At 43.6% G+C, this 24,299-nt stretch carries 17 protein-coding genes; 3 read left to right on the top strand and 14 right to left on the bottom strand.

Annotated elements, in window-relative coordinates; translation table 11 throughout:
* Positions 1–58: 58 nt before the first annotated feature.
* The 4 genes from H5114_RS09925 to dapA form a co-directional block, all read right to left on the bottom strand.
* Complete coding sequence (locus H5114_RS09925; protein WP_182697230.1) at positions 59–3,154, bottom strand: efflux RND transporter permease subunit; 3,096 nt, start codon at positions 3,152–3,154, stop codon at positions 59–61.
* Positions 3,151–4,233 (bottom strand): efflux RND transporter periplasmic adaptor subunit, encoded by a 1,083-nt coding sequence (locus H5114_RS09920; RefSeq protein ID WP_182722826.1) that lies wholly within the window; start codon positions 4,231–4,233, stop codon positions 3,151–3,153. The genes H5114_RS09925 and H5114_RS09920 overlap by 4 nt, the downstream gene beginning before the upstream one ends.
* A 444-nt stretch (positions 4,234–4,677) precedes the next feature.
* Entirely contained in the window at positions 4,678–5,775 is a 1,098-nt protein-coding gene (gene bamC / locus H5114_RS09915; RefSeq protein WP_182722825.1) for an outer membrane protein assembly factor BamC, read from the bottom strand.
* 4 nt (positions 5,776–5,779) lie between these two features.
* A complete protein-coding gene (dapA, locus tag H5114_RS09910) occupies positions 5,780–6,664 on the bottom strand; it encodes a 4-hydroxy-tetrahydrodipicolinate synthase (protein WP_124015003.1) in 885 nt (294 codons plus the stop codon).
* 282 nt (positions 6,665–6,946) lie between these two features.
* Between dapA and H5114_RS09905 the strand changes: the two genes are divergently transcribed.
* Together H5114_RS09905 and bcp are read left to right on the top strand one after the other, a co-directional pair.
* Positions 6,947–7,483 carry a glycine cleavage system protein R gene (locus H5114_RS09905; protein WP_182697227.1) on the top strand — a complete coding sequence of 179 codons (537 nt, stop codon included), beginning with the start codon at positions 6,947–6,949 and terminating at the stop codon, positions 7,481–7,483.
* Between the two features lie 83 nt (positions 7,484–7,566).
* Positions 7,567–8,034 (top strand): thioredoxin-dependent thiol peroxidase, encoded by a 468-nt coding sequence (bcp, locus tag H5114_RS09900; RefSeq protein WP_124015005.1) that lies wholly within the window; start codon positions 7,567–7,569, stop codon positions 8,032–8,034.
* A gap of 133 nt (positions 8,035–8,167) precedes the next feature.
* On the opposite strand, the gene H5114_RS09895 is transcribed toward bcp, so the two are convergent.
* The 6 genes from H5114_RS09895 to H5114_RS09870 form a co-directional block, all read right to left on the bottom strand.
* Positions 8,168–10,321 (bottom strand): sodium:proton antiporter, encoded by a 2,154-nt coding sequence (locus H5114_RS09895; protein ID WP_124015006.1) that lies wholly within the window; start codon positions 10,319–10,321, stop codon positions 8,168–8,170.
* A 435-nt stretch (positions 10,322–10,756) separates the two neighbouring features.
* Positions 10,757–11,926 (bottom strand): 2-methylaconitate cis-trans isomerase PrpF, encoded by a 1,170-nt coding sequence (gene prpF, locus H5114_RS09890; RefSeq protein ID WP_182722824.1) that lies wholly within the window; start codon positions 11,924–11,926, stop codon positions 10,757–10,759.
* 78 nt (positions 11,927–12,004) lie between these two features.
* A complete protein-coding gene (acnD, locus tag H5114_RS09885) occupies positions 12,005–14,599 on the bottom strand; it encodes a Fe/S-dependent 2-methylisocitrate dehydratase AcnD (protein ID WP_182722823.1) in 2,595 nt (864 codons plus the stop codon).
* Between the two features lie 129 nt (positions 14,600–14,728).
* Positions 14,729–15,853: a 2-methylcitrate synthase gene (gene prpC, locus H5114_RS09880; RefSeq protein ID WP_124015009.1), complete on the bottom strand. Its 1,125-nt coding sequence runs from the start codon at positions 15,851–15,853 to the stop codon at positions 14,729–14,731.
* A gap of 105 nt (positions 15,854–15,958) precedes the next feature.
* Positions 15,959–16,837: a methylisocitrate lyase gene (gene prpB, locus H5114_RS09875; RefSeq protein ID WP_124015010.1), complete on the bottom strand. Its 879-nt coding sequence runs from the start codon at positions 16,835–16,837 to the stop codon at positions 15,959–15,961.
* A 55-nt stretch (positions 16,838–16,892) separates the two neighbouring features.
* Positions 16,893–17,537 (bottom strand): GntR family transcriptional regulator, encoded by a 645-nt coding sequence (locus H5114_RS09870; RefSeq protein ID WP_371698450.1) that lies wholly within the window; start codon positions 17,535–17,537, stop codon positions 16,893–16,895.
* A gap of 302 nt (positions 17,538–17,839) precedes the next feature.
* On the opposite strand from H5114_RS09870, the gene H5114_RS09865 reads away from it, so the two are divergent.
* Complete coding sequence (locus H5114_RS09865) at positions 17,840–18,739, top strand: LysR family transcriptional regulator (protein ID WP_124015012.1); 900 nt, start codon at positions 17,840–17,842, stop codon at positions 18,737–18,739.
* 229 nt (positions 18,740–18,968) lie between these two features.
* Here the strand turns inward: H5114_RS09865 and H5114_RS09860 are convergent, their stop codons facing one another.
* From H5114_RS09860 to H5114_RS09845, 4 genes are all read right to left on the bottom strand, one after another.
* Complete coding sequence (locus tag H5114_RS09860; RefSeq protein WP_124015013.1) at positions 18,969–19,532, bottom strand: LUD domain-containing protein; 564 nt, start codon at positions 19,530–19,532, stop codon at positions 18,969–18,971.
* Position 19,533: 1 nt separating this feature from the next.
* Positions 19,534–20,922 (bottom strand): lactate utilization protein B, encoded by a 1,389-nt coding sequence (locus H5114_RS09855; protein ID WP_124015014.1) that lies wholly within the window; start codon positions 20,920–20,922, stop codon positions 19,534–19,536.
* 8 nt (positions 20,923–20,930) lie between these two features.
* Positions 20,931–21,677: a (Fe-S)-binding protein gene (locus H5114_RS09850; protein ID WP_124015015.1), complete on the bottom strand. Its 747-nt coding sequence runs from the start codon at positions 21,675–21,677 to the stop codon at positions 20,931–20,933.
* Positions 21,678–22,465: 788 nt separating this feature from the next.
* Positions 22,466–24,229 carry a YdiU family protein gene (locus H5114_RS09845; protein ID WP_124015016.1) on the bottom strand — a complete coding sequence of 588 codons (1,764 nt, stop codon included), beginning with the start codon at positions 24,227–24,229 and terminating at the stop codon, positions 22,466–22,468.
* Positions 24,230–24,299: the final 70 nt, after the last annotated feature.

Raw genomic sequence — 24,299 nt, 5'->3', positions numbered from 1 at the left:
AAGCCAGTCATGAAAATGACTGGCTTTTTGTTGTGCTTATTATCGTGTCAAACTAGGATCAATCGTCTTGTAATTCTATTTCCAACTGTTTGGCCACCGCTTCAGGAGAGCTACTGTTACGGGCAAATAAGCTGTATGCAACCGGGATGACAATCAAAGTAAAGAATGTTGCTAATAAAATCCCCGATAACACAACAACACCAATAACAAAGCGAGTTTCAGCACCGGCTCCAGACGCCATCACTAACGGAATCGCACCTGCTGCTGTCGTAATACCTGTCATTAAGATAGGTCGGAGTCGTTGTGTTGATGCTTGTAAAATGGCTTGTTGAAATTCAACTCCGCGATCGCGCAGCTGATTTGAAAACTCAACAATCAAAATACCATTTTTTGCCGCTAATCCTATCAACATAATAATACCAATTTGGCTGTATATATTCAGACTTTGACCTGTTAACCAAAGCCCCACGAGTGCACCTAAGGTGGCTAGTGGCACGGTTAACATAATGACCATAGGATGAATAAAGCTCTCAAACTGAGCCGCCAAAACCAAAAATACAATCCCTAACGCCAATAAAAAGACAAAGTTCATTGAGCTACCAGAATCTTGGTAGTCAAGTGATGGACCTTTGTAACTTATGACCGCTTCGGCAGGCAAATAGGTTGCAGCCAAATCATTCAGGTAGTCTAACGCTTCCCCTAAACTATAATCTTCTGCCAAATTAGCTTCTAAGGTAATTGAGCGCATTCGATTATAACGGTTCAACGAACTGGCATCGGCGAACTCTTCAATTGAAACTAAATTAGATAAAGGGATCAGTTCTTGAGAACGATCTGAACGCACGTAGATATTTTCCATATCGGTAGCCGTGCTTTGATTCTCACGATTACCTTCTACAATAACATCGTACTCTTCACCATCGCGCATAAAGGTGGTCACTAAACGAGAACCTAACATCGACTCGAGTGTTCTACCAATATGAGAAATTGACACACCTAAGTCTGCTGCTCGTTCACGATCAATCACTACCCGCAACTGTGGTTTAGTCTCTTGATAATCATGATCTAAGCCAATGAGCTTATGATTTTCTTTGGCTTTTTCTATCATGATATCGCGCCACTGAGCCAGTTCTTCATAGCTAGGGCCACCAATCACAAACTGCACCGGTTTCCCCACACCACGGCCAAATGCTTGGCGCATGATAGGAAACGCTCTTATACCGGCTAAATCAGATAAACGACTGCGAATATCAACAATGATCTCGTTAGCACTACGACGTTCCGCCCAATCTTCAAGAACAATAATCGCCATACCATTAGAGAAATCAGAGGAGCCTCCAAACCCACGCGGAGCACGGATCAATAAACGCTTAATTTCACCGCTTTCAACCAATGGCATTAAGCGTCCTTCTACTTCATCCATATATTTTTCAATATATTCAAAGCTCGCCCCTTGCGGACCATTTACCATCAAGAACATGGAACCACGGTCTTCTTGCGGCGCGAACTCTTGTGGCACTTTATTGAGTAAAAAACCACTAAATGCAAAGGCAATTAATACAACTAGCGATACTAGAACAGGACTTTTCATGCCTATTTTCAGGGTGGTCAAATACCAGCCAGATAAAATATTCATCATCTTATCGACTTGTTTAACTAACCACGGATCTTGATCGGCCGGTTTAAGTAACTTGGAACACATCATCGGCGTCAGTGTTAATGCAACAACACTGGAAAAAATCACCGCAGCACTCATGGTGACCGCAAACTCTTTAAACAGCTTGCCTAAATCGCCCTCGAGGAAGGTGATCGGCATAAACACAGCAACCAGCACCAAAGTTGTCGCCACCACAGCAAAAGCGACTTCACGAGCGCCCAAAAAAGCGGCTTTCAATGGTGAATCGCCATCTTCAATACGCCTGTGAATATTTTCCAGCATGACGATGGCATCATCGACCACCATACCAATCGCCAATATCATCGCCAGTAAGGTTAATAAATTGATGGTATAACCAAGGGCATACAGCACAATAAAGGTAGCCAATAAAGATACCGGTACCGTAATGGCAGGAATAAGCATGGCCCTGACCGAACCTAAGAATAAATAAATCACCACAATAACTAACACCATGGCGATAAAGAGGGTTTGATACACCTCATCGATGGAAGCTTCAATGAACACAGAACTGTCGTAGGAGCGTTTAATGTGCATCCCTGCTGGCAGGGTTGGATTTAATTTATCGACCAAGGCATTGGCCGCTCGCGCCACTTCTAAAGTATTGGCTGTTGATTGCTTACTGACACCTAAACCAATCATTGCTTCTTTATTGCCCCGGAACATAATCCGTTCTTCTTCAGAACCAATATCGACCTTAGCCACATCGCCAAGTTTAACTAAGTAGCCATCCTCACCTTGGGTTATCACCAAGTTCGAAAAATCTTCCGCGGTTTTGAATACTCTGTCTAAACGCACGGTAAAAATACGTTCTTTTGATTCAATTGAACCGGCGGGTAATTCTACGTTTTCTGCCCGCAATGCTGCTTCAACGTCTGATACCGTTAAGTTACGTGAGGCTAATGCTTGACGGTCAATCCAGATCCGTAAGGCATATACCTTACCGCCACCTAAACGCAGTGTTGATACGCCATCAATCACCGAAAAACGATCCACTAGATAACGGTTGGCATAATCAGTGAGCTGTAAAATATCCATTTGGTCTGATACCAAATTGAGCCACATGATCACTTCATCGCCGCCGTTCGCTTTATAAATCGATGGGGCGTCCGCTTCTATAGGAAGCCTTTCAAGTAAACCAGAAATGCGATCACGCACATCATTGGTTGCGGCCTCAATATCACGATTAATATCAAACTCAATGGTCACACTTGAGCGCCCATCACTACTGGATGAGCTGATATGACGAATGCCTTCTACGCCACTAATTTGATCTTCAATCAGCTGAGTAATCCGGCTTTCGACTACCGATGCACTGGCACCACGATAACTGGTTTCCACCGACACAATCGGTGGATCGATATTGGGATATTCACGCAGCGGTAATTTACCAAAAGACACCAGACCCAATACAATAAGCAAAATACTGATTACAGATGCTAAGACCGGCCTTTTAACCGATAAGTCAGTTAATATCATGCCGATGTCTCCATTCCTTCGACTTGAGCGAAGGTGAAGTTTTCTGCTTGCTGCACTTTAACAGTATCACCAGGACGAACTTTGAGAATGCCACGAATGATAATTTGTTGGCCCACGTCAAGGCCTTTAGCTATTTCAACCCAACCTCGAGAACGTGTACCTAAAGTTACTTCAATTTGTTCTACTTTGTTTTCTGCATTAACGAAATAAACGAAGTGCTTGTTTTGAATTGGGATAATAGCAGCTTCGGGTAACAATAATGCTTCACGACTTTGCTTAATTAAACGCACCTTCATTAACATGCCGGGCAGTAATTTATAATCATCATTTGGCATAACAGCACGTACGATTACCGCGCGAGTATCTGGATTAACACGGGTGTCTATTGAGGTAACAACACCTTTAAATATCTGCTCTGGGTAAGCTACAGCTCGAGCTTCAACGAGTTTACCTGGCTGTAATTCTTGAATGAAACGTTCTGGTACAGAAAAGTCTAATTTAATTTTACTCACATCATCCAGAGTACTGATTTGCTCGCCTGGGGTAACTAAGCTGCCCACACTGACTTGACGTAAACCAAGTTTACCTGCAAATGGAGCTTTAATTGCACGGTCTTCTAGGGCCGCTTTTGCCTGTTGCACTTCTGCACGAGTGGTATCAATTAAACTTTGTAGACGGTCACGCTCTAACTCGGCAATGGTTTTACTGGTGACCAATGAGCGGATACGATCTAATTCACGTAAATTTTCAACTAGCTTGATTTCGGTTACGGCCAGCTTGGCTTTATGTTCCTCGTTTCTGAGCTGCACGAGCAGTGCACCTTTTTCGACCAAATCACCGTCATTAAAATCAATCTTAGTGACAATTTCAGTAACTTTGGATGTCACGATAATAGACTCGTACGCTTTACCAGTACCCAAAGCTTCTACTTCATCACGAATAGGCATAATCGCCACTTTAGCAACCACCACATTAGGTATAGGCCGTGGGCGTTGAACAATAGCTTCTTCAGGAGACATTAAGTTGTACGCCAACAGTGCCGCTAGCACAATGACGATCAGTACGATTATCATTTTCATTTTGAGTCCAAAACCATTAAAGGCTAAATGAATTATGTATAGGATTAATGAGCTTATGTGATTGTACTTAGCAATGATTCCACATCAAGTCGTTTTACTTTTGCTTACAAATTACGAACATATCCAACAATTAGATCATATCCTTTCCATATTCACTTAATTGGCTGTTTTAACCAAAATTTAAGCGCTTTATGAATATTTTAGGCAGTATTTGAGTAAAAAAAAGTATTACAGCCTGATTGTCGACACATGCTGTGACAAATTGCTTAACATCATGACGCCATTGTTCGGGCTCAAATTTGCAAATTTGCTGCGTTAACTGTCAAAACAACAATTAACGACTTGCCAACGCCTAGACAAAAAAATGGTATTGAGGACTTGTGAAGAGCAAAAAAAAGAGACGCTTTAAGCGTCTCTTTTTTTGGTCCAAGCTATGCATGAAACTTAACGAACTTTTCGGTCTTCTTGCATTAAGTCAGAGATAATTTTGTACACTTCAGTAATAGACTCATCAGGAAGAGGTTTGTCTTCTGCATCACGAAGTAAAATTTTAGTCTGATTGACATCATCTGTTTCTTTAAGCAATAAACGATAATTGCCTTTTTTCAGTGTTAATTTCTCTTCGCTCCACAACGAGCTCCAGAAACCACCACTTTCTTCTAGATTAATGTAAAACAAACCTTGGCTGTTATCGGTATCAACAACATCAAAACCCATTTCCGGTAATACTAAACGCAAACGATCCCATACTGACTTGTAACTTGCGTCAGCTAACCAATAAGCCGCTTCGTCAGTATTTGTGACTAAGTCGACCTTAATCCCAAGGCTTTGCTCAATTCGTGCAGCACGAATCGATTGATCACGTTTGATGCTCATGTAAGCAATAGCATTATTAAGCATGTCAGTGGTATAACGACGCTTATCTTCACCGCTTAATAAGATTTGCTGATCTTTGTCGTCATAGAACTCTTGGTGTTCAATTAAATCTATCGCCACAGTACCTGAACGACCGTGGGGTTTTACGTCTATTTGAAAACGGTAACGCTGACGCAGTTGATACACTTTGTCACTGCTCCACCAATTAGATTCAATGATTTCATCATTTTCAATCCAATCTGTTTCAATAAAACCGGCATTCATATCTTCACTACGAACAGGGATATTGCTCTTCGCTAGATAACCGTTGATGACGTCATAAATTTCTTGTTTTAAATCTGTGGTGCTTTCAATCGATTCAATCACAACACGAATATTGTCACTGCTTTCTTCGATATGAGTACCTTCGGCCATAGGTAACACTTGTAATGGCGCACGAATATCAAGATTTTTACCAACGAGTTGTTTATTGACCTTGTTACTTACCGCAGGAATATCATATTCCTTGCTATAAGTTGGCGTATTTAGCCCTTGTGGGATAGTCAATAATGGTGCAGTTTCAGCATTAATGAAATCATCATTACCATTTGCCTGACGGCGGTCTAATGGCGTAGAGCAAGCTGAAACAGCTGCAACAAGGAGTAACGGAGTGACTTTCTTTAACATGAATTTATTTTACCTCAATATGAGCTTGTTTCATTGTTTCTATTAACAGACCATGAAACTGCTCAGAAAGTTCAGTTAAAGGTAAACGAATGTGGCCATTAGCAATCAAACCCATTCTATGAACAGCCCATTTCACTGGGATAGGGTTGGCTTCACAAAATAACGAGCTATAGATGCCCATGAGTGGTTTATCGATTGATTCAGCTAATTGTGTATTTTTGGCTAACGCAGCATCACACATGGCTTTAAACGCATGTGGAACAATATTATTTGCTACGGAAATCACACCATTACCACCCAACAATAAAAACTCGCGGGCAGTGGCATCATCGCCGCTATAAAGTAAAAAGTCATCACCACACAATTCACGTAAACGTGCCACACGGCTCAAGTCACCAGTGGCTTCTTTTACACCAATAATGTTACTGACACTTGATAACTCAGCCACAGTTTCAGGCTTCATATCAACTGCAGTTCGACCTGGTACGTTATACAGAATTTGAGGAATATCAGTACTTGCCGCAACGGCCGTATAATGGGCAATTAAGCCCTTAGGCGTTGGCTTGTTATAATAAGGCGTGACACCCAACATGGCGACAACACCAGATTTTTGCATGGCTTTGGTTAAGTCAATGGCTTCAGCCGTTGCATTGGCGCCATTACCACCAATAACGGCGATACGACCTGCGGCAAACTTAACAGTTTGGCTGACAACAGCGGCGTGCTCTGCCATAGGCAATGTTGCTGACTCACCTGTAGTACCGACCGCGACAATGGCATCAGTACCTTGTTCAATATGAAACTCAACAAGTCGTTCAAGACTTGCATAATCTACTGTGCCATCACTGTTCATTGGAGTGATTAAGGCTACGATGCTTCCGTTTATCATCTATCTTCCCCACGGTTTCAGGATTCGCTATGTTACTGATGCCAACCACTAATGACAAGCTCTTCGGTAACCATAAACTGAAATAAGTCATTTATGCTATTTAATGCACGTAACCTAGCATCTTTAGAGCCATTGCGCTAAAAAATAATCATATTTATGTGAGTGATATAGGTTAGTATATTGAGGTGTTTTAATGAAAAATGATAACATAAACACCCGCACCAAAACTTACATGCTTAGCGTAAGTTTTCGCTCAAAGATATCGACAAGTGAGGAAAATCCATGACCAATTACCTGGTCGTTACGGCAATGGGCGCAGACCGTCCGGGGTTAGTGAGTCGCCTAGCACGTTTAGCAAGTGAATGTGATTGCGATATTGTAGATAGTCGTATGGCATTATTTGGTAATGAATTTACCCTAATTATGATGATATCGGGCTCTTGGACAGCGATAACAAAAATTGAAAGCTTGTTACCGGCATTGAGTGTTGAACTTGAACTCATGACCGTCATGAAACGAACATCAAAACATACGCCGAAAAACTTTGTCTCACGTATTGAAGTCATTTTTAATGGCGAAGACCAACGTGGAACCATGAAGAGTATTACTCAGTTTTTAGCAGAAAGAGGCCTCGATTTAGCGGCCGTCCGCTCCCACGCTGATGATAACGATAGTCTTAAAACCCAGTCGATTTTATTAGCCATTAATATTCCAGAAAAAGTCGACCTATTAAAACTTGAACAGGGTATTCATGAACTGGCAGAATCGATGTCGTTAGAGTGCAGCATTAAGCGTATGCAGGGCATTGCTGCACCTTAATCCAATATTCACATCAGATAGTAGTGAACTTTGTTACTAACATTGACGTAATAAGCTCACTTTTATCCGCTAAAGGAAACATGATGAACACACTACAAGTTGGTGATACAGCACCAAATTTTTCATTACAAAATCAAGCTGGCGAAACCATTTCTTTGCAAGACACACTCACCAAAGGCCCTGTCTTAGTCTATTTCTATCCTAAAGCGGCAACGCCAGGTTGCACAGTACAAGCTCAAGGTCTGCGCGATATCAAAGCACAACTTGATGGCTTAAATATAACTGTTTTTGGTATTAGTCCTGATCCTGTGGCGAAACTGGCCAAATTTGCTGAAAAGCAAGCGCTCAACTTTGCTCTGCTAAGTGATGAAGACCATGCCGTTGCCGATGCCTTCGGAGTATGGGGAGAAAAACAATTTATGGGTAAAATTTATGACGGTATTCACCGTTTGAGTTTTATCGTTGGTACTGATGGCAAAATTAGCCATTTACTCAATAAGTTTAAAACCAAAGATCATCACCAAGTTGTGCTAGACACTCTTGCTCAATAGTGGATTGAGTTAACAGGCCTCTATCGACATTAGCCTGTATCACTCAGTAGACAATAAAAAGGCTTAGCATTTAATTGCTAAGCCTTTTTCGTATTTACGATTAACTCAATGACGACTCAAATAGCGCTAAGGCTTAAAGAGTTTTAGGATCTGATTTTTCTTCAGACATAGTGTCAGTCGATTGCGGCTCTTTGTCTGTTGAGGCCGATGCCATGGCAGCTTTGGCTTTCTCATTTGCAGCCAGCTCTTTCGCCAATTCAGAGGTTTCTTGCTTAATCAGTGTGGCCTCCTCCTCGGCTAATAAGCGCGCTTTTTCCTGTTCTTCAAACAGTGCAAGTTCTTCCTCTTTACGGCGGGCTTTTTCAATGGCTCGTTGCTCAGCTTCTTGCGCTTCTCGAATAGCTCTTGCTTCAGCTGCTGCTTTGGCTTCTGCCTCTGCTAGAGCTTTCGCTTGGCGATCAGCTTCATCGTCTAATGCACGTTGAATAACCGCCTGATCTTGCGCCTCTTGTGGTAATAAACTAATGAGCTCTATGCCCACTGGCAACACAATAGCTTCAACACCTGATAGCACTTTAACCTTACCTTCTTTGGTTAAATAAACCAGCGGCAAAGCGGTTTCACCATAGCGTTTTTTAAAATGCTCAAAGGTAAAGTTTTCAGTAATGTTGGTAATTTTGAGTACCGCACCTTTTGCCATTAACGTAGCAATTTTAGCGTAAGAAATATTCTCACCAAATAAACATAGACGCTTTAGATAAGATTCAGATAGTTGATGACGCGCACTGGCGCTGTCGGCATTGTTTAAACCATATACTTTTTCAGTGCCCATTAAATCTTGAAAATGAAATGTCACTAAAGGATTTAACTGACGATATGGTGACATCACTAATACTCGGCCAATACCGCTTAAATCCATGTAATTTGAAGCATGCTCCGATGCCGGATTACCAAAATACACTGGAATGTTTTCCATTCGAGCTTGGCGAATACTGTCCCAGTTGTTATCAGCTAAAATAACTTTGATATTTTTAGACATTAAAATTGATGCCAATTCACGGGAAAACTTAGATGCACCAAAGATTAATAACCCTTGGTTAGAACCTTCTTTTACCCCTAAAAACTTAGCCCAACGGCCCGCGGTTAAACTCTGAATAACCACAGTGCCGATAATGATTAAGAACACTAGCGGCACGATTGAACTGGCCCCTTCTAAACCCACTGACTCTAATTTTATCGCAAACAAGGATGAAATCGCTGCCGCAACGATACCGCGAGGGGCAACCCAGCTTAAAAACCACTTGTCATTAGATGATAAATTAGTGCCTAAACCTGAAACCCATATACTCAATGGCCGTGCAATAAACATCACCACCAACAACACGCCAAGGCCACCGAAACCAAGGTCGAGCATAGCACCAGAATCAAGACGCGCCGCCAGTAGGATAAATAATGCCGAAATTAACAGTACTGTAAGGGTCTCTTTAAATTCGAGAATGTCAGCAATATCGACCCCGCGCATATTGGCGAGCCAAATACCCATTACGGTCACAGTTAATAGACCAGACTCTTCCTGAATAATATTTGAACCAACAAAGATACCCAGCATAATGGTAAGTACTGCGGTATTACGTAAATAATGTGGAAACAAGTTCTTACGTATCGCCAGACCGGTTAAATACCCTGCTGCTGCGCCTAAACCAAAACCAAGGAGTAAGGTCAGGCCTAAGGCATTTAATACATGAGTGGTGGGATCGGCAGCCACGGCAATATACTCAAACACCAGTACGGCCAATAGAGCGCCAATGGGATCAATAACAATACCTTCCCAACGCAAAATGCTGGCTAAATTGGATTTGGGTTGCACGGTACGCAACATAGGCACAATAACGGTTGGTCCTGTCACGACCACCAATGCACCAAACAACATGGCTATTGCCCAATCAAAACCGAGCAGATAATGGGCTGCTGGGGCAATACACGCCCAAGTAATGAAAGCGCCAATGGTCACGAGATGCGTCACCATTCGTCCGTGTTCTTTAATTTCTTTAAAGTTAAGTGTTAATGCACCTTCAAACAAGATGACAGCAACACCGAGGGAAATGATAGGAAACAATAAATCGCCAAAAATTTCATCTGGATCTAATATGCCTAATCCGGGCCCGAGTAATAGACCACACAACAACAGTGGTAAAATTGCTGGCAGACGTAATTTCCAACCTATCCATTGACACAAAAGCGACAACACACCGATTAATGCCAGCATGCCTGTAATGTGTTCAACCATATTTGTTTCCTTCTTTTTCGATACACCACAAGATAACATCTATGCAATGCGCTTCACGATCATACGTGAACTGTAATATCCATCAGGCTTAATATTTTATAACCTAACCCAAAAGTTATTCAGATGTTGACGAGTAATCGAAGTCTGAATCTTGTTAATTCACGGCGCCAAAATAGTATCTAGTCAGGCTAACAATACTCATTGTTGTCGTAAATTCAGCATATAACATACTACTTTAACTGTAGGATCAAGCGTTTTTGACGGTCATCACATTTTGTACCGATAACAAAGTAACATATTAAGTCTATAATTTAATTGTTAAATTTTTATGTCTGTAAACGATATTAGATTAATCTTACAGGCTAAATTATCGACAAAAAAAACCTTGGCATGACCAAGGCTTTTTCTATTTGACACAAAACATAGTCATATTGGCTATTGCGGTACTCTTACATTACCTTCCATTAATACTCGAGCACTGCGGCTCATTATGGCTTTTTTAACCTGCCATTGACCATCAAGCAACTGCGCTTGTGCCCCGACTCTGAGCGTGCCTGAAGGGTGACCAAAACGGACTGCGGTTCTTTCGCCACCACCAGCAGCTAAATTAACTAAGGTGCCAGGAATTGCCGCAGCCGTGCCAATTGCAACAGCAGCAGTGCCCATCATAGCGTGATGTAATTTCCCCATAGACAACGCACGTACAACTAAATCAATATCATCTGTGGTCACGGTTTTACCGCTGGAAGAAACATACTCAGCATGCGGAGCAACAAAGGCGACTTTGGGGGTATGTTGACGAGCAGCGGCTTCTTCAATATGGTTAATTAACCCCATTTTAACAGCACCATAAGCTCGAATAGTTTCAAACATGGCTAAGGCTTTATCATCATTATTAATGTCATCTTGTAGCTCAGTGCCAAGATAATTAATGTCAGCAGCATTGATGAAAATGGTAGGAATACCGGCATTAATCATGGTGGCTTTAAACGTTCCCACACCAGGTACCTCAAGTTCATCGACCACATTACCCGTTGGGAACATAGCGCCTTCACCATCTGCGGGGTCTAAAAACTCAACTTGAACTTCAGCGGCAGGAAATGTCACTCCGTCCAGTTCAAAATCGCCCGTTTCCTGCACTTCACCATTGGTTATCGGCACATGGGCAATAATGGTTTTATGAATATTGGCTTGCCAAATCCGCACAACAGCAGTGCCATTGTGTGGTACGCGGCTGGGATCAATTAAACCGTTGCTGATTGCAAATGAGCCAACTGCTGCGGTTAAATTACCGCAGTTACCACTCCAATCGACAAACGGTTTATCAATAGCTACTTGGCCAAATAGATAATCAACATCGTGATCGGCTTGAGTACTTTTAGATAAGATTACCGTTTTACTGGTGCTAGAGGTTGCACCGCCCATACCATCTGTTTGTTTACCGTAAGGATCAGGGCTGCCAATCACGCGCAGCAACAATGCATCACGCGCTGCACCCGCTACTTGGGCCGCTGCTGGCAAGTCAGTTAAGCTGAAAAACACACCTTTACTGGTGCCGCCACGCATATAGGTTGCGGGGATCTTTATTTGTGGTAAATGTGCCATAACTTCATCCTATTATAAAACATAAAAATCGGTAGCTTATGCGTTATAAACTACCGATTAAGCTAGACGAATATGAGGCTAGTTAGCCACTTCATTGGCTAAAAAGTCTTGCGCAAAACGTTGTAATACACCGCCAGCTTCATAAATAGACAGCTCTTCAGCCGTGTCGACACGACACTTCACCGCAATTGTCACTTGCTCACCGTTTTTACGCGTCATGATCACATCTAACATAGCACCTGGCTTACGCTCGCCAACCACATCATAGGTTTCTGTGCCATCAATCTGATAAGTATGACGGTTATGACCTGCTGTGAATTCAAGCGGTAACACACCCATACCGACTAAGTTGGTACGGTGAATACGCTCAAAACCTTCAGCAACAATCACTTCAACACCCGCAAGGCGCACGCCTTTTGCTGCCCAGTCACGAGATGACCCTTGGCCATAATCAGCACCAGCAATAATAATCAGTGGCTGTTTACGCTCCATATAGGTTTCAATGGCTTCCCACATGCGAGTGACTTGGCCTTCTGGCTCAAGGCGCGCCAGCGATCCTTGTTTCACTTTGCCGTTTTCCTGCACCATTTCGTTAAACAGTTTTGGATTGGCAAATGTCGCACGCTGGGCGGTTAAGTGATCGCCTCGGTGAGTGGCATAAGAGTTAAAGTCTTCTTCCGGTAAACCCATTTTATGTAAATAGGCGCCTGCGGCACTGTCGAGCATAATCGCGTTTGATGGCGATAAATGATCTGTGGTGATGTTGTCGCCCAATACCGCTAATGCGCGCATACCTTTCATCGAACGCTCACCCGCTAAGGCTCCATCCCAATAAGGTGGACGACGAATATAAGTACTTTGTGGACGCCATTCATATTGTGGATTAACGTGACTGCCATATTCTACTTTGATGTCGAACATAGGCTCATAAACTTTACGGAACTGTTCAGGTTTAACGCTAGCTTTAACAACCGCATCGATTTCTTCATCGGTAGGCCAAATGTCTTTTAATGTAACCGCTTGACCTTGGTTATCAATACCTAAGATATCTTTTTCAATATCAAAACGAATGGTACCGGCAATGGCATAAGCAATGACCAATGGCGGCGAGGCTAAAAACGCTTGTTTAGCGTATGGGTGAATACGTCCATCGAAATTGCGATTACCCGATAACACAGCCGTTGCGTATAAATCGCGATCAATCACTTCTTGTTGAATAACCGGATCGAGTGCGCCACTCATGCCGTTACAAGTGGTACAGGCAAAGCCGACAATGCCAAAACCTAAGTTTTCGAGCTCAGGTAACAAGCCCGCTTCTTCTAAATATAACTGCACCGCTTTAGAGCCAGGCGCAAGCGATGATTTCACCCAAGGTTTACGTAATAAACCACGTGCATTGGCATTTCGTGCTAATAACCCCGCGGCAATCATGTTGCGAGGGTTACTGGTGTTAGTACAGCTAGTAATGGCGGCAATAATCACGGCACCATCGGGCATTTTACCTGGCTCGTTTTCAACTACGCCGCTAATGCCGCGAGCAGCAAGCTCAGAGGTTGGAACCCGAGAATGCGGATTTGAAGGACCGGCAATGTTACGGCCAACCGATGACAAATCAAAGTGCAGAACACGCTCATACACAGCATTCGTTAAGGTGTCAGCCCATAAACCGGCTTGTTTGGCGTAGGTTTCGACTAATTTAACTTGTGCGTCTTCACGACCGGTTAATGTCAAATAATCAATGGTTTGCTTATCGATATAAAACATCGCCGCGGTGGCGCCGTATTCAGGTGTCATGTTGGTAATGGTGGCGCGATCGCCCAAGGTTAAATGGGTGGTACCTTCACCATAAAACTCAAGATACGATGACACGACTTTTTGCGCCCGTAAGTATTCGGTTAAAGCTAATACAATATCGGTAGCAGTAATGCCTGGTTGTGGTTTACCGGTAATTTCAACACCAACAATTTCCGGTAAACGCATGTAAGATGCGCGGCCGAGCATCACGCTTTCCGCTTCTAAACCACCTACGCCAATGGCTATAACACCTAACGCATCTACATGAGGTGTATGGCTATCGGTGCCGACTAGGGTATCAGGGAACGCCACACCATTTTGAGCATGCACCACTGGCGACATACGTTCTAAGTTAATTTGATGCATGATGCCGTTACCCGGTTGGATAACATCAACATTTTTAAACGCCGTTTTAGTCCAGTTGATAAAATGAAAACGGTCTTCATTACGACGGTCTTCAATTGAGCGGTTTTTCTCAAACGCGTCTTTATCAAAGCCGGCATGTTCTACCGCTAACGAATGATCGACAATCAATTGAGTCGGTACAACAGGGTTAACCTTTGATGGGTCACCGCCTTTTTCTGCAATGGCATCACGTAAACCGGCTAAATCAACTAAAGCGGTTTGCCCTAAAATATCGTGACACACCACGCGAGCGGGATACCACGGAAAGTCGAGGTCATTTTTACGCTCAATCAGCTGTTTTAACGAATCAGTCAACGTCTCTGGCGCACAGCGACGCACTAAGTTCTCGGCAAACACGCGAGAACAATAAGGCAGTTTGGCATAAGCGCCCGCCTCAATGGCATCAACGGCTTCTTCGGTATCAAAGTAGTCTAAAGTTGTGCCGGGTAAAGGTTTACGATAATCAGTATTCATAGTAAGACCCACAGTAAATTTGGTGATCGGTGAGCGGTTGTTGATATCAGCTAAGTTAAGACATCACCGCATTTGATATGCGTTAATTGAAAAAAGCCGAGCCATCATATTGATACTCGGCTAATCAGATTAACGTTGGCTGATAGCAACCACTTTACGTGGCTCACTACCAACATAATCAGCACTTGGACGAATAATGCGATTGTTCGAACGCTGTTCCATTACGTGTGCCGCCCAACCTGTTAAACGTGAACAAACAAAGATTGGCGTAAATAACTTAGTTGGAATACCCATAAAATGATAAGCAGAGGCATGGAAGAAATCGGCATTACAAAATAGCTTTTTGGTGTCCCACATAAACTCTTCACAGGCGACAGAAATGTCATATAAAGATGTATCACCGTTTTCATGAGCCAATTTTTCAGACCATGCTTTAATGATCACATTACGTGGATCTGACACGCTATAAATAGCATGACCAAAGCCCATGATTTTTTCTTTGCGTTCAAGCATCAAGGCCATTTGCACTTTAGCATCGGCAGGCGAGCTAAATTTTTGGATCATCTCCATCGCGGCTTCGTTCGCACCACCGTGCAGCGGACCGCGTAATGAACCAATCGCGCCAGTCACACACGAATACATATCTGATAAGGTTGATGCACATACGCGCGCAGTAAAGGTAGATGCATTAAACTCATGCTCTGCATAAAGAATCAACGACACATCCATTACACGGCGATGTTGCTCTGACGGCGTTTCACCACGAAGTAACTTAAGGAAATGGCCACCAAGAGAGTCTTCATCTGTAGTGCAATCAATTTCAACACCGTCATGGCTGTAACGGTACCAATAACACATGATAGCTGGGAACGCGGCAAGCAAGCGGTTCGAGGCCTTATGTTGCTGAGTAAAATCAACTTCTGGTTCAAGGTTACCTAAAAACGAGCAACCTGTACGCATCACGTCCATCGGATGTGCATCAGCAGGGATCAGTTTTAATACGGCTTTAAGGGCAGCGGGTAAATCACGCTGCGCTTTCAACTCGGCTTTATAAGCACTTAATTGTGCTTGAGTCGGCAATTCACCATTAAATAACAAATACGCGACTTCTTCAAAGGTCGCATTATCGGCTAAATCTGATACATCGTAACCGCAATAAGTCAGACCTGAACCTGATTTACCCACAGTACATAATTTAGTTTCGCCTGCACTCTGACCGCGTAATCCTGCGCCTGATAATTTCTTGTCAACCATGATCTCTTCCTTATTATGCTTGTCGCGATTGAGCAGTACTTAATCGCGATTGTAGGGTATTTTTATTTTGATTATAAAAGCAGTCCACACTCTAAGAGTGGCTGGCTATTTGTTTTTGCCTTCGGCAAATAGGCTGTCTAATTTTTGTTCATAATCGTGGTAGCCTAAATAGTCATACAAATCCATTCGCGTTTGCATGGTATCAACCACCGCTTTTTGGTCGCCATCAACTAAAATAGCGTTGTAGACATTTTCGGCTGCTTTATTCATCGCACGGAATGCGCTCAATGGGTACAACACCATAGATGCGCCCCACTCGCCTAATTGCTGCTTATTCCACAGTTCAGTTTGGCCAAACTCGGTAATGTTAGCCAAAATAGGCACATCAAGTGCTGCTGCAAAAGCACGATAATGCTCTTCGGTTTTAATTGCCTCAGCAAAAATACCGTCGGCACCCGCTGCAACATAGGCTTTAGCACGTTCAATTGCTGCTTCAAGGCCTTCTTGAGCAAATGAGTCTGTGCGCGCCATAATGAAAAAGTCAGGATCTGTGCGGGCATCAACAGCCGCTTTAATGCGGTCAACCATTTCTTCTACTGGGACAATTTCTTTATTAGGACGATGGCCACAACGCTTTTGCGCTACTTGGTCTTCCATGTGCACAGCGGCTGCGCCCGCTTTTTCCATATCACGAATAGTTTTGGCAATATTAAATGCCCCGCCCCAACCAGTATCAATGTCCACCAGCAAAGGTAAATCACAAGCAGATGTAATACGTTGCACATCAACCAACACATCATTTAATGATGTCATGCCTAAATCTGGTAAACCATAAGAGGCGTTAGCCACGCCACCACCGGATAAGTAAATGGCTTGATGGCCAATTTGCTTAGCCATCATTGCTGAATAAGCATTAATGGCACCCACTATTTGCAGTGGTTTGTTATTGGCTAATGCTTGACGAAATTTTTTACCTGCACTCATGATATTTCCCTCTCTGCAATTAATACTGTAAACGCGAAACGCTACAGAATAGTCGTTACGATAATTTATGTTCGATACTATTTTTAGAATACAAAATATGGCGGCGCATCAGCATTTCGGCTAATTCTGCGTCACGATTTAAAATGGCCTGAACAATATGTTTGTGTTCATCATAAGCAGTCGTTACACGCGGACCCGCCATGCCAAGTTGCACTCGATACATGCGCACCAAGTGATAAATGCCATCAAATAGCATTGAAATTAGGTGTTTATTTTTACTGCCTAAGATGATGCGGTAATGAAAATCAACATCGCCAGCTTCTTGATAATAAGACTCGCCACCTTTGACCTCGTCAAAGTGAGATTGCAATAACTGGTTTAAATCGGCTATTTCATCGTCGGTCATGTTCTTTGCCGCTAACCGTGCTGCCATTCCTTCAAGTGATTCACGCACTTGGTATAATTCGATAAGTCCCTGAGGTGACAAGGCTACGACTCTGGCACCGACGTTCGCTTTACGCTCAACAATATGGCACGACTCTAAGCGGTTAATGGCTTCACGGATCACCGCACGGCTGACGGCATACTTTGTCGACAATTCAGTTTCACTCAACTTAGAACCCGCTGCAATACGACCTTCGACGATATCGTCTCTTAGGGCTATAAAGGTCTTATCTGCTGAAGTAATCGGCTGGATCATGCTCATACCTTGAATATAAAATGGGATAACTCAAAACAAGTTGTCGACAATATAGCACCTTTAAGGCGTATAACAACCCCAAAATAGACTTTTTGTCGACAATAAATAAAATCCCCTCCTAAAGTGTTACCTATCACTAATTTATGCAATCAGTCGGTAATGCCTTAAGTCAGCCCATGCTAATATTAGCCAAAATGGCATTACTGATATCAATATGATGCCCAGATGCTCACCCAACTGTCCGTTTTACTCAGTGTTGAGCAAACAATGGATAAGTCGAATAATAAAATAAGGGTTTCTTAATGAGCCAACATTTAGCCTGTCATCTTGAATTGATCCATCTATTTGTTCACGTGGTCAATGCCGGAGGGTTTTCGTCTGCTGCGCAAGAATTACAGTTACCTATTGCCACCGTTAGTCGCAAAATCAGTAAACTAGAACAGAGCCTCAATACTCAGTTAATTATGCGCAGCACACGTAAGCTGCGATTAACAGAAGAAGGCGGAGCGTTATTCGACCGTTATCATCATGTGGTGGCACAGTTCGATACGATTTGTGGCCAAGCCCTCAATGAACCCCAAAGCACTTTGCGGATATCAACACCCGTCTCTATTACCTCGATGATCTTAATTGAAGCGATTAATGACTTTTCAAAACAACATCCGCACATTCAACTGCATATCACCCAAAATAACAGCACCATTGATTTAATCGATGAAGGTGTCGACGTCGCGATAGTAGGTGGTGCGCAACCAGACTCATCTTGGGTGTCAACATCATTAGGGGTGTTGAACTACGGACTCTACGCATCGCCAACTTATGCCAAGCAACTGATTGAACTACAGCATCCGCAGCAGCTGGTTGATTACCAATTAATTAAAGTATGGCCATTGTTTAACTGGAGCTTAAAACATTGCGACGGTGAGCAATATTATTACGATGGACCAGCAAAGTTAACTTTAGGTGATTTACACGGCGCAGTGCGGGCAGCCGTCGGTGATGGCGGGATTTTATACGGACCTGAGTTATTCGTTAAACAACAGCTTTTACACGGTGAGCTGATCACAGTATTACCACAATGGGCCGGCGAGCATCGCCGTATCAGCATCTTGTATCATCAACGCCGACAACAGCCATTAAAGGTAAAATTGTTTATTGAGTTTCTGCAGCAGCGAGCCGCGAGTATTTTCGACTATTTTTAAGCTGTACTTGGGTTTAACTACTTGGAATGATTGAACGCTTTTATAAGGCAGTGGATGGCTATTTTTACTGATTTGAGTTGCGGTTTTTGCTGTTGCAATGGCTTGATGATATCGATTCAATCTGACAAACAGTTACAGTGATGTCACTGACTTAGTCAATGGCATCACGGCAAGCTAGTGTTAATGAGTCATGAGTTAAACATTACTCACGACTCTTGGCTCATATAAATTAATACAAATACACATTTAAGCTACAGGCACCATGAGCGCCCACCACTAATGCTTGCTCAATATCAGCCGTTTTAGACGGACCCGATATAAATAATCCTAAATCACCTTGTTGCAGCGATACCTGTTTAACGGCTTGATGCATATTGGCGACAATATTGTCTTTGGATAATGCCAAGATCAGGTTTTCGCAAATAAACGGCGTCACTCTATGACTCGGTTGATTAACCCAAATCGCACCGTTTTCGGCCACACCGAGATCGCCTGGAATCACAGCATAATCAATATCCGCTAAAAGATGCGCAGTTGTTGGCACTGAACGATTACCTTTAATACCCTCAATTAATGATATCACCTGCATATTTTGCTTTATCAGATCATCTACAGCTTGCTGGAGCGAGGCTAAACCGCCGTCAGTGTGAAGCGTAGCTGCAACAGACTGTAAACTGGCATTAAACTGGCCGACAAGATCATCATTATTTGCCACAACATCGATCTCAGGCATGGCATGATTATCCAATGCCGACTCTGATAATGCTGATAAAATGGTTTGTTTACTCGACATATTAACGTCTCCGATTCTTGTTATACCAGCTAGCAAAGCTTGATTCTGGTGCCACTGGTAATTCGCGATACTTACCCCATGCACCACTAAATGGCTTAAGTAAACTCCCCGGTAACACCCGTAAGGCTAACCTTGCTGCCGACATAGAGGTATTCATTAAGGTTTCACTGGCCATAAAGCGCCCCACTAACGGCATATAGCCACCTTTTCCGTAAGGCAAGGTCTTAGCCTCGGCTTTTAAACGACGATGATGAGCAATAATCTTATCTAATGGCACCATTGTTGGACACACATAGGTACAACTACCGCACAAAGTACATGCCCAAGGGATAGAGTTGGTATCATCATGCTTAGCCCCCACAGCAATGCCAATAGGACCAGGAATCGTATAGTTATAGCTATACCCACCTGAACGGCGATATACCGGACAAGTATTTAAACAGCCGCCACAACGGATACACTTTAGCGATTCGGCTAAAATTTTATCCTTCATCATCTCAGTACGGCCATTATCAACAATAATCACATGCATCTCGCCGCCATCTTGCGGACCGCGATAAAATGAAGAATAAGTGGTGATTGGTTGCCCGGTGGCATTTCGGGCTAAGGTGCGCAATAACACCCCTGCAGAATCCATATCAGGCAGTACTTTATCAATGCCCATTGAGTGCAATTGCAGCTTAGGTAAGTTAGCGCCCATATCAGCGTTACCTTCGTTGGTGCACACCACAATAGCGCCTTGATCGGCAATTGCCATATTCACCCCCGTCATGGCCGCATCGGCACTGAGGAATTTCTCTCTCAAATGCGCACGAGCAGCACGGGTTAAATATAAGGGATCCGACTCACCAGCCTTAGTGCCTAATTGTTGGTGAAATAACTCACCCACTTCTTCTTTTTTCATGTGAATGGCCGGCACCACAATATGCGATGGTGGCATATGCGCTAGCTGTATAATCCGTTCACCTAAATCGGTATCAACCACTTCAATGCCGTGACGTTCTAGATACGGATTCATATGGCATTCTTCAGTTAACATCGACTTAGACTTAACCAGCTTCTTAACCTGATGTTGAGCTAAAATACCGTGGACAATTTCATTATGTTGCTGGGCATCTTTAGCCCAATGCACTTTAATACCATTACTAATGCATTGTTGTTCAAATTGTTCAAGGTACTGCGCTAAATGGCTCAAGGTGTGCAGTTTAAGCTGTGAGCCTAGCAGCCTTAGTTGCTCCCATTCAGGTAAACTGCCCGCGGCACGATCACGTTTTTCACGTAATGCCCACAGGGCTTTAGAATGCCAATCAACTCGAGTTTCATCGCGACAAAAAATATCAGCTTTATGGGCATGCACCTTAGAACCCGATGCGGTATATAGTTCGGACATAGTGGCTCCTAAAGTGCGTCATTAATGATTTGGGCAATGTGACGGGTTTCTATCGGTAATTGTTGGCGGCGGATCATGCCATCTAAATGCAATAAACATGAGGGATCAAACCCTACTGCATATTTAGCACCGGTTGCAGCGTGCGCTTGAGCTTTATCTTTGCCCATTTTGGCTGACACAGCACCTTCATCAACCGCAAACGTACCACCAAAGCCGCAACACTCATCAATACGTGCTGGGTAGACAATTTCAAGCCCGGCAATGTTGCCCAGTACCGCTTCTACTTTGTTAAAGCGTTGTTTGCCCATTTCTTCCGTGGGCGTAGCTAAATTAAGCATGCGAATACCATGACAGCTCATTTGCAGACTTATTTTAGCTGCCACAGGGCGTTTAAAGGATTTAATCGGAGCAACGTCATGTAGAAATTCGGTCAACTCATAAAGCTTATTAATCACATCTTGAGCTTCTTTGCTGCCATCAAACTCATGGAAGTTTTCTTTCGCAGCGACTAAGCAACTGGCTGCAGGACAAACAATGGCGTCGCACTCAACCCCTTTGAAGGCATTGAGTAATTTAAGGGTAGTATTTTTAGCTTCGTCAAAACAACCTGAGTTTGTCATTGGCTGTCCACAACAGGTTTGTCCTGCAGGGAAAAAAACCTCATGACCCAATTTTTCTAATAATGTCAGGGTTGCGATAGCCACTTCTGGCATCATTTGGTTGACTAAACAAGGTATAAATAATGCTATTTTCATAAGCGATGTATCCCCAAAGCGTTATTAAACATGGCACTCAATCAACACTTATTGATTCAATGTCATGACTAACGACTCATAATCGTGCAACCAATGTATGCCAATATCCTTACAATATGTAGTGCTTATTTAGTAAATATCGCCGCAGACTTTTCCATTTTTGATAGCAAGATTATTTTGATGATTCTCAGAGGCATTGTTTCGATACTGAAGGATTAAATCGTGATGATAAATATCTTACATTTCATTGCATACACCAGGCTAATACCTATGCATAGGAGGATTAATAGACAATGCCTGCGACAATGTGTCGCAGTTTGGACTTTATTGATTGCCACAATCGCAGCGATTAAGCACACTGAATTTACTGAATGACGTCAATGAGATCCCCTGTTAAGAATGATCCATTAACTCATGACGTTAATCCACTTTTGATACAACACGTTAGCATTGTTTGATTGCATACTTTGAGGTTTCAATCAAATGTCTACACAATGCATATGTAACTTTACTCAGTGTTTATTTGCTATGGGAATGGGGATAAATACTGGGTAAAGGTATCACTTTTAATCTTATTAAGATTGTAGGGCCTCTATTGATAGAGGCCCTTTTTTTTATAACCTGTGGCCACTAACCTAGTGACGCTTGATTTTGCCAGACAGAAATAGCCAACTGCCGAGCACGACCGAAAATGGGACCAACAACAAACCCTGTTACTGCTCAAATCATTGCCAGCCAGCCTATGTAAATAGAATCATTTAGACAGGCGGTGACAATAGCCTAAAAAATCACGATGAACAGCTCAAATGCGAGCACCCACCAACACCAAAGAATTCAGATGCCTTGGTTCGATAGTATTTGTCCTCAACTTGCTGGGACTGCTCTGCGTAAGGCTGGGTCATAACAGCCTGCAATTCTCTAACCAGTGCATAATTACCGACGCTGGCTTGCTGATAAGCAGGCACTAGCAACCACTCGCGCAAGGTATATTTAGGGTTAACAGCCTTCATCTGTGCAGAAATCTCATCACGACTGCGCGCCTGCGTATTTGTGTCACCTGTACTGCCAACCTCAGAGCTGTCGACCACAGTACTGTCGAGCAGAAATTGCCATTGTGTCAACCAAGCTGACCAGCGCTGCTCAAGTCCTGCGGGGGCTTGTGCTAAGTCTCGGTAGAAACTTTTTTTCAGTGAGCCAATATCATCCGGTAACGCCGAAAGCTCGCGGAAAAACAGAGTGTAATCCACAGGGGTTTGCAGCATGAGCGTTTCAAGTTCATCAAATAGCGCCGCGTTAAAAGTGCCAAGCCCAAGTTTGGCGGCCCACATCTGCTCCATTTTTGCTTGCATCTCGGCCGAAAAACCATTGACCAGCTGTTGCAGCTGGTCGACATAATCTGGCTCAGACGCCAGTAATGGGCTTAATGCTGTGCAAAACATCAAGAAATTGCGTTCCGCTGCGACACCTTGATTCAGAAATGCAAAGTGCTGTCCGCCACCTGTCCAAGGCTGATATTGCGGGTTAAACACATCACAAAATCCGAATGGACCATAATCCAGTGTAAAGCCACCTGCGGCACAGTTATCGCTGTTGAAGTTGCCCTGACAGTAGCCGACACGGATCCAGTTCGACACCAGTGAAGTTAGCCGACTTCGGAACTCGCCCGCCAGCACCAATACCTTTTCGGCATTGGTGAGTTGCGGGTCGATAACATCAGCGTATTCTCGATCAACTAAATGCAGCATCAGTTGTTCAAGCTCTGCCATCGCTTGTGGGTGTTCTTGCTTGCGAGCGCGGCGACCAAATAGCTCAAGCTGGCCGACCCGAATGAACGAGGGTGCCACACGAGTTGAGATAGCCACAGCCTCGGTGATCATTTGGTCAGGATCTTGTGAGTTAGAGCCCTCGGAATACCACGGTCGCTGGACTGTTTCAGTTTTAGACACATACAAACTTAGCGAACGTGACGTTGGCACACCAAGCGCGTGCATGTGTTCCTGTGCGAGGAACTCCCGCACACTGGATCGCAACACAGCACGACCATCAGCGCCGCGACAATATGGCGTGCGGCCTCCCCCTTTAAGCTGCATTTCCCAACGTTTGCCTTTGATGAAAGCCTCAAGCACCGAAACCGCACGACCATCGCCGTAGCCATTGCCCGTTCTGAACGGACATTGCTGGATGTATTCGGTGCCGAAGATTGACAGTGCATAGCCACACGCCCAACCGACCTTGCTCATCGGCTCTGGAACCTGCGAAATATCGCCAGAGAACAAGCTAATAAAATCGGCAGACTGCGCCATGCTGTCTGCAAAACCCAACTCACTAAAAAAGCGTTGGCTGTGTGCTACGTACTCAGGGTTTTCAATAGGCGTCGGCTTAACAGGGACATAGTGCCCCGAAAACACTTGTCGTGCTCTATGGTCGTCGCCATTTGTTGTTGCGTTAGGATCACTATTAAGCGTGTCCATCAAAGAGTAATTGGCCAACTTAGCAAGATCGTCAACTGTCTCGACAGTTGCGGATGTATGCTGGGACAGTTGCTTAGTCATAGGGATACCTTATTGATTAAGTAGAAGGGCTATTCCCCGCTGCGTGATATGTCGTATCGATGATTGTTCA

This window comes from Shewanella sp. SR43-8 (genome assembly GCF_014163775.1).
Taxonomy (GTDB): Bacteria; Pseudomonadota; Gammaproteobacteria; order Enterobacterales; family Shewanellaceae; genus Shewanella; species Shewanella vesiculosa.
Note: the sequence above shows the minus strand (reverse complement) of the source record. Positions and strands in the feature narration are given on the sequence as shown.

What these genes read in the sequence shown, in the direction of transcription:
- H5114_RS09925 (WP_182697230.1), bottom strand. Translation starts at nt 3,154, where the DNA reads ATGATATTAACTGACTTATCGGTTAAAAGGCCGGTCTTAGCATCTGTA.
- H5114_RS09920 (WP_182722826.1), bottom strand. Translation starts at nt 4,233, where the DNA reads ATGAAAATGATAATCGTACTGATCGTCATTGTGCTAGCGGCACTGTTG.
- bamC (WP_182722825.1), bottom strand. Translation starts at nt 5,775, where the DNA reads ATGTTAAAGAAAGTCACTCCGTTACTCCTTGTTGCAGCTGTTTCAGCT.
- dapA (WP_124015003.1), bottom strand. Translation starts at nt 6,664, where the DNA reads ATGATAAACGGAAGCATCGTAGCCTTAATCACTCCAATGAACAGTGAT.
- H5114_RS09905 (WP_182697227.1), top strand. Translation starts at nt 6,947, where the DNA reads ATGACCAATTACCTGGTCGTTACGGCAATGGGCGCAGACCGTCCGGGG.
- bcp (WP_124015005.1), top strand. Translation starts at nt 7,567, where the DNA reads ATGAACACACTACAAGTTGGTGATACAGCACCAAATTTTTCATTACAA.
- H5114_RS09895 (WP_124015006.1), bottom strand. Translation starts at nt 10,321, where the DNA reads ATGGTTGAACACATTACAGGCATGCTGGCATTAATCGGTGTGTTGTCG.
- prpF (WP_182722824.1), bottom strand. Translation starts at nt 11,926, where the DNA reads ATGGCACATTTACCACAAATAAAGATCCCCGCAACCTATATGCGTGGC.
- acnD (WP_182722823.1), bottom strand. Translation starts at nt 14,599, where the DNA reads ATGAATACTGATTATCGTAAACCTTTACCCGGCACAACTTTAGACTAC.
- prpC (WP_124015009.1), bottom strand. Translation starts at nt 15,853, where the DNA reads ATGGTTGACAAGAAATTATCAGGCGCAGGATTACGCGGTCAGAGTGCA.
- prpB (WP_124015010.1), bottom strand. Translation starts at nt 16,837, where the DNA reads ATGAGTGCAGGTAAAAAATTTCGTCAAGCATTAGCCAATAACAAACCA.
- H5114_RS09870 (WP_371698450.1), bottom strand. Translation starts at nt 17,537, where the DNA reads ATGATCCAGCCGATTACTTCAGCAGATAAGACCTTTATAGCCCTAAGA.
- H5114_RS09865 (WP_124015012.1), top strand. Translation starts at nt 17,840, where the DNA reads ATGAGCCAACATTTAGCCTGTCATCTTGAATTGATCCATCTATTTGTT.
- H5114_RS09860 (WP_124015013.1), bottom strand. Translation starts at nt 19,532, where the DNA reads ATGTCGAGTAAACAAACCATTTTATCAGCATTATCAGAGTCGGCATTG.
- H5114_RS09855 (WP_124015014.1), bottom strand. Translation starts at nt 20,922, where the DNA reads ATGTCCGAACTATATACCGCATCGGGTTCTAAGGTGCATGCCCATAAA.
- H5114_RS09850 (WP_124015015.1), bottom strand. Translation starts at nt 21,677, where the DNA reads ATGAAAATAGCATTATTTATACCTTGTTTAGTCAACCAAATGATGCCA.
- H5114_RS09845 (WP_124015016.1), bottom strand. Translation starts at nt 24,229, where the DNA reads ATGACTAAGCAACTGTCCCAGCATACATCCGCAACTGTCGAGACAGTT.